Consider the following 12,195-nt stretch of genomic DNA (forward strand, 5'->3'; position numbering starts at 1 on the left):
TGCGCCGAGAACGGCTGCTTCCGCAGCACGCGATGGGCTCAAGTCGCCCATCAGAGACACTCGCCGCCTCCGATTCGACGTCTGAAACCTGTCCTTCGGGCCGGCTTGCGCGCGAAACCGATGCATTTCCGCAATGGCCGTGCGGACCCTGTTTCGTTTTCAACAGGATGTCCCGAAGGCTGAGCGGAGTCACTCGCTGCGGTCAGCAACCTTGGGGAGTCTACGAGGTGACGGGCGAAAACCGCCTGTTCCTGCGGCGTCTCACGGGGCACCCCATCGACACGCGCGGTCAAGGGAAGCTATTCATCAGAGCTGTCGGAGGTGGTGTTCCGATGGCGTCGAGATCGCCTGCGACAACCAGCAGAACATTCGTGTCGCCTTCAAGCGCGACGACGTTACTCCCATGGATCTGCGCGGTGCCCAAGGGTATTGCCAACCAGCACACTCAGCGGGAATCCGTATCCAGAACTGCGGGTGCAACTTTAACGCCACCAATCACTAGCGACTCATCCGCACATCGAAAACAGTGAGGCGCTATTTCTTGGAAGCGCTAGGGCTGTGCTCTTGTCGGAGCTGTGTGGTGCAGATACTCGTGCAACGTGTGATGCCTGGCGCCTTCTCTAGCAAGTTGCCGAACTGTTCAATGGCGGCTTGAATTTCGGAGACTTGCATGTGCGTCTCCCAAGCGGCCTCGTCTTTGTAGCATTCATAAAGCAGGAAGGTGTCAGGACGTTCGCTGGGCCGGTGAACAGAGTAGAAAAGGATGCCTTCCTCTTGTGCAGCCACCTTTGTCATGGATCTCAGTAATGATTCCAGCTGCTCCTTGTAGGCGGGCTTGGGGGTGAGTTCTACAAACAAGACAAACACGTGAGACTCCTTTGGTGGTGAGTTTATGAGTTGGTGATTGCGCTGGAATACGCATTCGTGATAGCGCGGCGGTATCAGCGTGGGCTGAGCGACTTGGGCGCAATGGGCACCGCCAGCAGCGCAGCCGCTGCGATGACACCCCAAGTAATCGGCCACGAGGTGCTAGATAGGATGAAAGGGATGAGCACTGGCGTGAGAAACGCCGAGGCAAAGATGGTCATTCCCATGATGCCCAATGCCGTGCCTGCTCTCATGGGGCCGGCCATGATCGCGATTTCGGTGTACGCAACGCCATGCCATGCGCTGGCGGTCAGGCCGCTGAGGCAGAGCAGCATGGCTGTGCAGTAAGCGTTTGCGTTTGCAAAGAGGGCCGTACAAGCAGTGGCGCTGGCGGCGAGCAGGCCGATGCTCCGCAGCAGCGCGCGTCGATCTGCGCCCCGGTCTGAGCGTTGCCCGATGACAATGCGAGCGATGGATCCGGTCACTTGAACCATCACGATCACACCTGCTATCAGTGGGAGGCTGGCCGACTTCATATCCTGCAGGAATACGCCACCAAACGCGAGGACGGAAATTTGCGGGGCAGTCAGCAAGCCGCAGGCAATTGCAAGCCTCCAGACGTCCATGCGATACAGCGGCGAGGGATCAACGGACGCGGCACCGTGGTTCGAGCGAAATGGGGCAGACGCAGTGGGCTCGTGAAGCCAGAGCCAGGTGAGCAGTGCACTGAAGACGCAGAGTGCGGCCAGCGCGAAGAACACGGCTCGAAAGCCCCAGGGTTGCGCCAGCATCGGTAGCAGCGCGGCGCCAATCGCTCCCCCGGCGGGCACGGCGGTCTGGCGAATGCTCATGGCTAGTCCGCGCTGTCCATCATTGAACCAACCCATGATGGCCCGGCCAGAGGACGAGTTGACGCTGCCGCCCAGGAGGCCTACCAGCACCAGTCCCATGCAGAGATGCAGGTAGCTTGGTGCATGCACGCCCTGTGGCACCTCAAACACCCCGAGCCCGAACAAGGCCAGCCCGGTCGACAGCAAGCCGGTCAGCAAGACTTTCCGGTCTCCGTATTTGTCGGTCACGAGTCCCCAGAACACCTCTGAGAAGGTGACGCCGAGGGCCATGCAGCCCAACACCAGGCCAAGCTGTGTCGTCGTCATTTGATAGGCATTACGCATCAGCACGCCTGTGACGGGGAGCCCTGAGAAGGCGGCGGCGAAGCTCGCTTGAGCGGCAACCCCGATGGCCAGCACGGTCCATCGGTAGTGACGCTCGCTTTGGCTGGGCAGGAATGCGGGCAGAGCCGAAAAACGCAAAAAGGAAGACATGCGACACCTCTGTACCTACTAGTAGGTCTAAAGTGTAGCATGAAAACCTACCAGTAGGTACAATGCGGAAATGAGCACCACCATCGACAAACTGATCGAAACCACCCAGGCGCTGCTTTGGGAGCGCGGCTATGTCGGCACCAGCCCTCGTGCCATTCAGGATCGGGCCGGTGTTGGTCAGGGCAGCATGTATCACCACTTCCGCACCAAGGCGGCCTTGGCACAGGCGGCGGAGGAGCGCTCGGCCTCCGAGTTGATTGAGGATGTCCGCAGGGTGCTGGAGGGGCCTGGTGATCCGCTGGATCTGGTGATCGGCTATCTGAGGCTTGAACGTGACGTTCTCAAAGGGTGCCGCATCGGGCGTTTGACTGCTGACCCCGAGGTGGTGGCGGACCCGGCGTTGCGAAAGCCTTTGGAGGAGGCGTTTCGGTGGGTTACGGAGCGTTTGGCTGTGCTGCTGAAAGAGGCTCAGCGGCTTGGTCGTTTGCCGGCGGGCCTGGATTCACAAGCATTGGCTGCCACTGTGCTGGCTGTGCGACAGGGTGGCTATGTACTGGCGCGTGCAGCTGATTCGACGGCCCCTTACGAGCAGGCGATCGAAGGGGTGGTCTCGCTGCTGCAAGTGCCACCCTCAACCTGAGCATCAGGTGAGTGGCTGTTGCGTGTTGCCTCGGTATTCAGCGCCCCGGCGGCGCACCCTCTGACAACAGGGCCTTGGCTTCACCAATCACTTCCACTAGCAGGTCTGCCATCAGCCGCACCCTTGGCGAGCGTTTGACGTCGGGGTGCATGACGAGCCAGATCTGCCGCACCGTGGGGCATACCGGGGCGATGAGCGACAAGGCGTCATCCCCTGCGGCGAGGAAGTGGGGCAACACGGCGATGCCCAGGCCCACGCGGGCCGCGTTGAACAAGGCCGTCAGGTCGTTGCTTCTGAAGACGAAGCGGCGGTCGCCCGCCACCTGGTTCAGCCACCGCTGCTGGGGCACCTGCTCCAGGCTATCGTCATAGCCCAGAAACTCCCAGGCATTACTGGGCCGTCTTTGGGTGTAGCCATGGGCGGCGTAGAGGCCATAACCCATGTCGCCCATGCTGCGGGCGGTCAGGCCGGGGGCTGTGGGGCGCGACATTCTGATGGCCAGGTCAGCCTCACCTCGCGCAAGATTCGCTTCGCGCGATTCGCCAATCATTTCCAGATGGATGTTTTGCCAGCGGTCGTGCATGGCCGCCAAGCGCGGCACCAGAAAGTGCCCGGCCATCACAGGGGGCGCCGACACCCGCACCGTGCCTTGCAGTGAAGACACCCCCAATGCCACGCGCGAAAACGCTTGGGCCTCGTCATCCAGCCGGCCGGCCTGCGCCACCAGTGTTTCGCCTTCGGCTGTGAGTGACCAGGCCTTGGGCAGCCGGTCAAACAGCTTAAGCCCCAGCGCTTGTTCGAGCGACTCCACCCGCCGTGCCACGGTCGAATGCTCCACCTGAAGCCGGCGGGCGGCGCCAGACAGGCTGCCCGTGCGCGCCAGCTCCAGGAAGTAGCGGATGTCGTCCCATTGCGGGCCCCGCTTGTCGGGGGCGGTTTTATCTGATTTTTTTTGCACAGATGGTGGCGATATTTTTGGAATTGTGGTGCGATTTTGAACAACTTAAGCTGAGCCTGCAAGTTCAATCACAGGAGAAAACCATGGGCCAGCGTGAAACGCTCATCGCGGCAACTGCTACGTTTCAAATGATCATGAGCCAACACGGCGATGCGTCTGTGCTGGTCGCCACCGAAGCGGTGCTGCCACCGCCGGCAGCTGGCGAAATTCGTGTGCGTCATACCGCCATCGGCGTGAACTATGTCGATGTCTATCACCGCACGGGGCTGTACGACTTGCCCTCTTTGCCCGCCGTGCTGGGGGTGGAGGCAGCAGGAGTGGTGGAAGCGCTGGGCCCGGACGTCACCACCCTTCAGGTGGGGCAGCGCATTGCCTATGCGGGCCCGCCGGTGGGCAGCTATGCGAGTGCTCGCAACCTGCCGGCCGCCAGGGCCATTGCACTGCCAGACGACGTGTCGGACGACACGGCGGCTAGCTTGCTGCTACGCGGCATTACCACCCACATGCTGATGGCCTATGTCTACCGCTTGCAGGCGGGCGACACGGTGCTGGTGCACGCAGCGGCCGGTGGTCTGGGCTTGGTGATCGTGCAATGGGCCAAGGCGATGGGCGCGCGGGTCATTGGCACTGTGAGTACCCCCGCCAAGGCCGAGGTGGCCAGGTCTCATGGGCTGGACCACGCCATCCTCTACCGTGATGAAGATGTGGTTGCCGCCGTGATGCGCCTCACCGATGGCGGCGGGGCGGACTACGCGATTGATGGCATTGGTGGCCAGACCTTGCTGGACACGCTGGGCTGTGTTCGCCCCTACGGGATGGTCGCCAGCGTGGGGCAGGTGGCGGGTGACTCAGGTCCGCTGGACCTGTCGCTGCTGGGGCCGGCGCGCTCGGTGGCGCTGTCTCGCCCGGGTGTCTTCCGCTTCATGACCGACTTGGCGCGGTACCGGGAAGGGGCTGCCGCCACGCTGCGGCACCTTCAAGCGGGGCTGCGGCCAACCATTGGTGCCGTTTTGCCCTTGGCGCAGGCCGCCGAAGCGCACCGCCTGCTGGAAGCCGGCGCCACGGTGGGTTCAGTTCTCTTGCGCCCTTGATGGGCACGTTGCGAGGTATCTCATGCTATTTCTCATCTTGCTCGACTATCAGCGCCCGCTGTCGGAAGTGGATGCCCACATCGAAGCACACCGCGCTTTTTTGACCCGCCACTACGAGGCCGGGCATTTCGTGATGTCGGGGCGCAAGTCGCCGCGCACCGGCGGTGTGATCCTGGCCAAGGCGAGTGCGCTCCACGAGGTAGCGCGCTGGATTGCGGACGATCCGTTTTGTCAGGCACGGGTGGCGAGCTATCAGGTTGTGGCCTGGGAGCCGACGATGGTGGCCGCAGACCTGTCGCCTGAGGCCATTGCGGCCGATGCGCTGCGTATGGTTGCGAGCCCTGCGTGAAGAACTCTTCAGGAGAGGTCACATGGCTTCTATTCGAGCAATGGCGTTGGCTGCGGGCGTGCTGGCCCAAATGAGTGTGGGCGTGTCGGTCGCTGCAACGCAGTTTCTTACGCGTGAGGGCGGGTACCTGGCCTATGAGGTGAGCGGCGACCTCGGCCCGTGGGTCATTGCCTTGCCTGGCATGGGCGACCTGCGCACGCAGTATCGATTCCTCGCACCACGGCTGGTGCAAGCGGGCTACCGCGTGGTCACCATGGATGTGCGCGGCCAGGGTGAATCGTCTGCCCATTGGCACGACTATTCGGCGCGGGCCGCCGGCGCTGATGTGCTGGCGCTGATGCAGCACCTGGGGGCCGACAAGGCCGTGGTGTTGGGCAACTCCTTTGCGGCTGGCGCCGGTTTGTGGGCTGCCCGTGAGCGGCCTGATCAGGTGCTGGCCGTTGGCATGCTGGGCCCCATCGTGCGTGACTTGCCCGCCAGTTGGTTGACCCGCTCGGTGGTGCAACTGGGCTTTGCCGGCCCGTGGCGACGCTGGTTCTGGATGACCTACTGGGACAGCCTGTTTCCTCTGCGCAAGCCAGATGATCAAGCTGCTTACCGGGTGCAACTCGAAGCCAACCTGGGTGAGGAGGGGCGCATGCCCGCCCTTCACACCATGGTGGCCTTGTCCAAAGCAGACACGGCGGGCTTGCTCGGCAGCGAGACGGTGCCGGTGCTGATCGTCATGGGGACCCGTGACCCGGATTTCAGCGACCCCACCACCGAGGCACGCTGGCTGGCTGGCCAGATGAAGGCCCGGTTGAGCTTGGTGGAAGGGGCTGGCCACTACCCGCACGTTGAGACCCCGGAGCGGGTTGCACATGACATCTTGCAGTTTCTCGATGGGCTGGAGCGCAGATAGTGTCAGGACGTCCGACCTCTCATCGCTTGACGCCGGCTGAGCTATTCAGACTGAAACGTGCCCAGGGAACGATCGTCCGGGTGCAGTGCGGCACCGTGTGGCTCACAGAGCATGGCGATTGGCGCGACCACTTTCTCTCGCGGACACAGAGCTATCGCATTCGCGGTCATGGCTTGGTGCTGATTGGTGCAGCCAACCCGCAGGTCATTGAGTTTGATCTGGTCCCACCCCCATGACCATTCACATGAAGGAATCAACATGAACCGTACACGACAGCCTGTTGCAGTGGTTACAGGTGGTGCCACCGGCATTGGCCGGGCCACGAGCGAGCAACTGGCGGCCATGGGGTGCATCGTGGTCGTTGTCTATTCGCGCAGTGAAGCCGAGGCGGTTGAGACGGTGGCCACCATTCGCGCCAAAGGCCAGGAGGCCACGGCCATGCGTGCCGATGTTGTCCACGATGACCAGGTCAAACTCATGGTGGCGAACGTGGTCGAGCGCCATGGTGGCATCGACTACCTGGTCAACAATGCGGGAGCCACGCGTCAACTGCCATTTGCAGATCTCGACCTGGTCACCGATGCCATTTGGGATGAGCTGTTTGCGGTGAACGTCAAAGCGGCTTTCAACTGCAGCAGGGCGGCGGCGCCCTACCTTCGGCAGCGCCCTGGCAGTGCCATTGTCAATGTGGGCAGCATTGCGGGTGAAACCGGCTATGGCTCGTCGCTGCCCTATGCGGTCTCAAAGGCGGCGCTGCATGGCATGACCCGATCGCTGGCCCGTGCGCTGGCACCGGACATCCGGGTCAACTGCATTGCGCCTGGCGCGGTGGACACACGGTGGTGGGCTGGCCTGGAGGCGAAGATGTGGGAACTGGCCGGTCACCTGCCGCTGCAGAGAATCTCAACGCCACAGGACATTGCTGAAACCATCTGGGGCTTGCTGACGGCACGGTCCATCACGGGGCAGATCGTCAAGGCGGAGAATGGGCAGACGCTTTGAGCGCTGTGGACCCGGTCGAAGGAACCCCAATGGACCTTATCGAAACACTTGGAATGGCGTTGCCCATCATCCAGGCACCCATGGCGGGTGCTCAGGGCCGTGCCCTTGCCATTGCCGTATCCGAGGCAGGTGGACTGGGTTCCTTACCTTGTGCCATGTTGTCGCCCGACATGCTCGAACGAGAGCTGGCCGCGATTCGTCACGCCACCAACAAGCCGTTCAATGTGAACTTTTTCTGTCATGAGCCGCCGCAGGCTGAGGACAGCGTTGAGGCCCGTTGGCGAGAGCTGCTGGCCCCCTATTACCGGGAATTCGGGCTACCCGTGGAGACACCGGGCAGCGGTGCCAGTCGTGCTCCCTTTAGCCATGACATCGCCGATGTGGTCGAGCCGTTCCGGCCGGCCGTGGTGAGTTTTCATTTTGGGTTGCCAAGTCAGGACTTGCTGGCGCGTGTCAAATCCTGGGGGGCGATGGTGTTGTCATCTGCGACCACGGTGGAAGAGGCCCTGTGGCTCGAACACCATGGTGCAGACGCGATCATTGCGCAGGGCCTTGAAGCAGGCGGCCACCGAGGCATGTTCCTGGATGACGATCTTTCAAAGCAGATGGGAACGTTCGCTTTGTTGCCTCAAGTCGTGCAGGCTGTAAATGTGCCGGTGATTGCTGCCGGCGGCATCGCTACCCCTGAGGGCGTGGTCGCTGCACTCACACTCGGGGCGTGCGCTGTTCAGGTGGGGACCGCCTATTTGCTGAGTCATGAGGCAACGACGAGCCCTGTGCACCGCAAAGCCATTGAAAGCAGCGCCTCCCGCCACACAGCGCTGACAAACCTGTTCTCCGGAAGGCCTGCTCGCGGGATCGTGAATAGGTTCATGTCTGAACAAGGTCTGCTTAGCCGGTACGTCCCGCCCTTCCCATTGGCCTCGGGCGCCCTTGCCCCGCTTCGAACGGCAGCAGAGGTCCGAAACGATTGTTCTTTCAGCCCTTTGTGGTGCGGCCAAAATGCAGTCGGTTGCAGAAAATCCGGTGCTGCGGAGATTACTCACTGGCTTGCCGTCGCTGCGAATTTACACACGACGCAAGCGGCGATGAATGCGCCGACGATTGCCCTGTCATGAGACACCAATGAGTCCCTTGAGCCGTTACGCGCTTGGCCTTGGAAATTGTCATTGGGTGTTGAAATGAAATGCACCGAGCTTAGGACTTCATGCCGTCTGCAGCGAGCGCGACGATCTTGGCCGCCTCAGCCGGAGACAGCTCTCGGCCAGGAGCAGCAGTTTGCCACTGACAGCTTTCAGGCAGGTACGCATCGTAGACCCATAAAATCACGCGTCTTTCGATGCTAAATAGCCGAGTAAGGCGGGTACTCATTTGAGCCCATCGAAGAGACATATCTATGAGCGATTACCCGTTTGCGAGCGGCAAGGCCTGCCCACAGCTTCGGAACAGAAAGAGGACATGAATGCCAGACAACAAGCGGCAGCACTTTGTCTCCAAGTTCTATCTGAAATATTTTTCGCCAGACACTTGTCTGCCGCCGAAAAACCGAAAGACGATAAATGTCTTCAACATCAAGCGCGGCATAGTGATCCCCAAGGCAGGTTTAAAGGAGCAGTGCTACCGCGATTATTTCTATGGCAAAGATCTGGTTGTAGAAGATGAGTTTTGCAAGCAGGAAGGCATTACTCAGCCGGTCTTCAGCCACATCCTTGCAAACTGCAGCTTGCCGCCCTACGCCAGCGTGGAGCACATTGTCATGGTCATGTTCGTTCACATGCAGGCTTTTCGCACTGAACAGGCCGCCCGCAAGATCAGAGAGACGGACGACAAGGTCAATGCTGAGATCATGACGATGAACTCAAGCGAGGCCGCAAAGATCAAGGCGCTAGTCAAACACGAGAGCCACGTTAACGCATCGCTGGAATACAGCAAGCGGCACTTCCCGTTGTTGCTTGATTTGGAGTGCAAACTTCTTGTAGCCGGAAAAGGGTTGGAGTTTCTGACGAGTGATCACCCGGCAGTTTTGTATAACCAACTTTTTGAGTTTTGGGATCAATCAAGCCACACAGGCTTGGCATCAGTGGGTTTGCAGATTTATTTCCCATTGAGTCCTAAAGCAATGCTGGTGATGTACGACTCCAACGTCTACCAGGTCGGCGTACAAGGCAAGCGAATCGTCACAGTAAGTGATAGGAAGGACGTGCGGGCACTCAACGTCCTTCAAGTGGTTAACGCCAACAAAAATCTCTATTTCCAGACAAATGCCTGCGAGCCATACGTTGCCTACCAGCAAGGCAAGCCATACATCCGCCAAGAGTTGGGCAGGATATTGGTGGTTCCTGAGCGGTACCCAGATGGTCGCACGGGCAAGTTAATTGGACTGACATCGATAGACGTAAAGTCCAATCTGAAACTGTCCTTCGTTAGCATCAAGAAGGCCGGGAAAGAATTCGCTGAGCGTTACAAGGTTGCTCAAAGGAAACCGCCGAGGGTAATCCGTAATGAGGAGCTTTGGCAAGACCACGATTGGTTCCTTGAGGAAGTTGAAGCAGGTCGCCGAACTGGCGTTGAGTTCCGTCATTTTCTCGGTAAGCATTTCTTTAGGGATTGAGAACCAGGCCTCATCAGCTCACCTAGGGTGAGAGCCCTGTTTGGGATGCCTCTAGTCAGTGACTGCTTTGTAGCGACGAGGATCGGGCCGTGTAGTTCCGCATTGGGTCGGATGCCGCCAGTCGTTGTGCATGAGGTGGAGGTCAGCCCCCAGCCTCAAGCAGCCCCCACCGCTGATGGCGCCACCCACGTGCACGGCCAGAATCGCCCAAAACAAAGTCTGTTTACCCACCTGTCGCGCTAGCAATGCCCCGAACGCGCAAGGAATCGTCCAGGATTGATCGGAACAGTCTCCAGCAGATCCAGATACTGACGCCAGTCTCCAGTCATGTCGATCTGGACTTGATGAAACAGGCCCATGTTCTTGAAGTAGGCGTATTGGTCGAAAGGCACTTCAATGGTCCTCGTGCCAACTTGACGCAACTCCACACCTTGAAAGCTGTCCTGCGCGATGGGGCCGATCTTGTAGTTCACGCCAGGTAAGACACGAAACTTCGCGAGGTACTTGAAGTCGTTGCCCCAGAGTGCGGCATTCAGCTCCCGCTCCAGGAGGTCCGCCGTCCAGTTCATGCGCGGAATGCCGCAGATCTGGGGGGTGAAGTAGAAACGTCCGATCATCTGCGAGGTGCTGCCGTGGGCCCGATACACCACCAGCACCTGCCCATCCCCGACGCGCCTGGTTTCCGGGGTTCGATCAAACCCGTCGCGGATTGCAGCCGAGGTTCGCTCCATCGGGGTGTACGGTCTGACCATCGTGCGCGCTCCAATCGTGACGGATTTTTTCGGGGCCCGATGAGGGCTGCGTCTGGCAGGTCATTGCGTCTACCTCGCCGTCAGACCGGAAGGATATTCACCTCGGCGCTCCACGTCAAAGGGCGCCACGCCTCTTCGCTTGCCTTGAACCTTGCGTCGTCCCCGGATCAAGCTACCATCCAGCCTGCGGCTTGTGCACCTGCAAGCTCGCCGCCAAGGTTCACAAGGTGTTGCCTGATGAAAATGGACGCAAGGCTGTCTTTCCTGCTTGCCCTCGGCATCCTGGCTGGCTGTGCCAGCAACCCACCGCCTGACAAGCCCTCATCCAGAGAGCGCTGCTACAGCCACGGCGAGATCCGAACCTGCACGGATTACCCCGCGCCATCTCACCAGCAGGTGGCTGATCTCAAAGGCCTGCGCCCGCCGCCCGCGGGTGTCAGCCGTCTCGTGCTTGTTCGCAATGATTGGCGCGATGCCTATGGCCAGGCCCAGCTTGTGCTGGATGGGGCGGATCTGCCCAGGCTGATCCCATGCTCGGTGGTCGGCGCCGATGTGCCACCCGGCGAGCACCAGTTGCATGTGAGCCATGTGGCCGTGGCCGAGCCGCCTCTGCGCCTCGTGCTGAAGTCGCAAGAGGTCACGGTGGTAAACGTGAAACGCATACCCCGTGGTGCCGGGTCGCGAGGCTTCAGCCTGCAGCCCCTTGAGCGCGCCGAGGCCCTGGCCTTGATTCAGGAATGCGCCGTGGTGGGTTTTGCCGACCAGACGGTGCGCAAAGTGCCCGCACGATGATGAAACCGTTGCCATTGAGCCGGGCCTTCACCTTGCTCGAACCGGGCCCCGTCGTGCTGGTGACCACGCGCAGCGCCACGGGCATCAATGTGATGACCATTTCGTGGACGATGGTGATGGACTTCACCCCGCGTTTTGCGCTGACCACTGGCCCGTGGAACCATTCCTATGCCGCGCTCAAGCAATCCAAAGAGTGCGTGATCGCCATTCCCGCTGCGGATCAGATCGATCTCGTCGTGGGCGTCGGCACCTGCTCCGGCACCGAGACGGACAAGTTCGCGCACTTCGGCCTGACACCGCTGGACGGGCAGTTCGTCAAGGCGCCCTTGATCAAGGAGTGCCAGGCCAACATCGAGTGCAAGGTGGTGGACATCGTGAGCAAGCACAACATCGTTGTGCTGGAAGGTCTGGCGGCCTATGTCGATGCCAGGCGCCCGGACAAGCGAACACTCCACGCGGTCGGTGATGGCACCTTCATCGTGGACGGCGAGCGGCTCAACCGAAAGCGCATGATGCGCAGCAAGATCCCGCCAGGCGTCTAGGTCGGCCAGGGGCCAGGCTCATCGCTCCCGCGCATGGTTGCGGCTGAACTTGGGCAGCTCCACGGTGATGTCGCCATCCTTCACACGCACGCTGCAGGCCAGCCGTGAACAGGGCTCCAGCCCCCAGGCGTTGTCCAGCTGGTCGTTCTCGTCATCGTCAGGCTCGTCCAGTGTCTCGGCGCCTGCGCGCACCAGCACATGGCAGGTGGCACATGCCGCCACCATGTCGCAGGCATGCTCGATGGCCACGCCATGCTTGAGCAAGGCCTCACACAGCGAGGCGCCTTTCTTGACATCGAACTGCTGGCCCTGCGGGCACAGCTCTTGGTGAGGCAGGACGGTGACCAGGGGCATGGGGCAACTCG

At 60.8% G+C, this 12,195-nt stretch carries 15 protein-coding genes; 10 read left to right on the forward strand and 5 right to left on the reverse strand.

Annotated elements, in window-relative coordinates; genetic code table 11:
• Positions 1–534 precede the first annotated feature (534 nt).
• Complete coding sequence (locus JY96_RS22510; RefSeq protein ID WP_052162713.1) at positions 535–867, reverse strand: putative quinol monooxygenase; 333 nt, start codon at positions 865–867, stop codon at positions 535–537.
• A gap of 74 nt (positions 868–941) precedes the next feature.
• Positions 942–2,192: an MFS transporter gene (locus JY96_RS18520; protein ID WP_052162714.1), complete on the reverse strand. Its 1,251-nt coding sequence runs from the start codon at positions 2,190–2,192 to the stop codon at positions 942–944.
• Positions 2,193–2,262: 70 nt separating this feature from the next.
• Here JY96_RS18520 and JY96_RS18525 point away from each other — a divergent pair, with 70 nt between their 5' ends.
• The gene (locus JY96_RS18525) at positions 2,263–2,832 is read left to right on the forward strand and encodes a TetR/AcrR family transcriptional regulator (protein WP_035039694.1); all 570 of its coding nucleotides are present in this window, start codon (positions 2,263–2,265) and stop codon (positions 2,830–2,832) included.
• Positions 2,833–2,869: 37 nt separating this feature from the next.
• Here the strand turns inward: JY96_RS18525 and JY96_RS18530 are convergent, their stop codons facing one another.
• Complete coding sequence (locus JY96_RS18530) at positions 2,870–3,790, reverse strand: LysR family transcriptional regulator (RefSeq protein ID WP_035039695.1); 921 nt, start codon at positions 3,788–3,790, stop codon at positions 2,870–2,872.
• A gap of 134 nt (positions 3,791–3,924) precedes the next feature.
• On the opposite strand from JY96_RS18530, the gene JY96_RS18535 reads away from it, so the two are divergent.
• The 7 genes from JY96_RS18535 (at position 3,925) to JY96_RS18560 (ending at position 9,744) form a co-directional block, all read left to right on the forward strand.
• Positions 3,925–4,881 carry a quinone oxidoreductase gene (locus tag JY96_RS18535; protein ID WP_235333978.1) on the forward strand — a complete coding sequence of 319 codons (957 nt, stop codon included), beginning with the start codon at positions 3,925–3,927 and terminating at the stop codon, positions 4,879–4,881.
• A 22-nt stretch (positions 4,882–4,903) separates the two neighbouring features.
• On the forward strand, positions 4,904–5,230 hold the full coding sequence (locus tag JY96_RS18540) for a YciI family protein (RefSeq protein WP_035039703.1): 327 nt from the start codon (positions 4,904–4,906) through the stop codon (positions 5,228–5,230).
• Positions 5,231–5,252: 22 nt separating this feature from the next.
• Positions 5,253–6,131, forward strand: coding sequence for an alpha/beta fold hydrolase (locus tag JY96_RS18545; protein ID WP_161784361.1), 879 nt, complete (start codon positions 5,253–5,255; stop codon positions 6,129–6,131).
• On the forward strand, positions 6,131–6,367 hold the full coding sequence (locus tag JY96_RS24300; RefSeq protein WP_369796169.1) for a DUF2917 domain-containing protein: 237 nt from the start codon (positions 6,131–6,133) through the stop codon (positions 6,365–6,367). Before JY96_RS18545 ends, JY96_RS24300 begins: the two co-directional genes overlap by 1 nt.
• Before the next feature lie 22 nt (positions 6,368–6,389).
• On the forward strand, positions 6,390–7,133 hold the full coding sequence (locus tag JY96_RS18550; RefSeq protein WP_035039704.1) for an SDR family NAD(P)-dependent oxidoreductase: 744 nt from the start codon (positions 6,390–6,392) through the stop codon (positions 7,131–7,133).
• 29 nt (positions 7,134–7,162) lie between these two features.
• Positions 7,163–8,251 carry a nitronate monooxygenase family protein gene (locus tag JY96_RS18555; RefSeq protein ID WP_052162717.1) on the forward strand — a complete coding sequence of 363 codons (1,089 nt, stop codon included), beginning with the start codon at positions 7,163–7,165 and terminating at the stop codon, positions 8,249–8,251.
• A gap of 344 nt (positions 8,252–8,595) precedes the next feature.
• A complete protein-coding gene (locus JY96_RS18560) occupies positions 8,596–9,744 on the forward strand; it encodes a DUF4238 domain-containing protein (protein WP_035039706.1) in 1,149 nt (382 codons plus the stop codon).
• A 239-nt stretch (positions 9,745–9,983) separates the two neighbouring features.
• Here JY96_RS18560 and JY96_RS18565 read toward each other — a convergent pair whose 3' ends face one another.
• Positions 9,984–10,496 carry a hypothetical protein gene (locus tag JY96_RS18565; RefSeq protein WP_152606573.1) on the reverse strand — a complete coding sequence of 171 codons (513 nt, stop codon included), beginning with the start codon at positions 10,494–10,496 and terminating at the stop codon, positions 9,984–9,986.
• Between the two features lie 237 nt (positions 10,497–10,733).
• On the opposite strand from JY96_RS18565, the gene JY96_RS18570 reads away from it, so the two are divergent.
• On the forward strand, positions 10,734–11,288 hold the full coding sequence (locus tag JY96_RS18570) for a hypothetical protein (RefSeq protein WP_035039710.1): 555 nt from the start codon (positions 10,734–10,736) through the stop codon (positions 11,286–11,288).
• A complete protein-coding gene (locus JY96_RS18575) occupies positions 11,285–11,830 on the forward strand; it encodes a flavin reductase family protein (protein ID WP_235333979.1) in 546 nt (181 codons plus the stop codon). Before JY96_RS18570 ends, JY96_RS18575 begins: the two co-directional genes overlap by 4 nt.
• Positions 11,831–11,848: 18 nt before the next feature.
• Here JY96_RS18575 and fdx read toward each other — a convergent pair whose 3' ends face one another.
• Positions 11,849–12,184: an ISC system 2Fe-2S type ferredoxin gene (gene fdx / locus JY96_RS18580; RefSeq protein WP_035039715.1), complete on the reverse strand. Its 336-nt coding sequence runs from the start codon at positions 12,182–12,184 to the stop codon at positions 11,849–11,851.
• Positions 12,185–12,195: the final 11 nt, after the last annotated feature.

Source organism: Aquabacterium sp. NJ1 (genome assembly GCF_000768065.1).
Lineage (GTDB): Bacteria > Pseudomonadota > Gammaproteobacteria > Burkholderiales > Burkholderiaceae_C > Aquabacterium.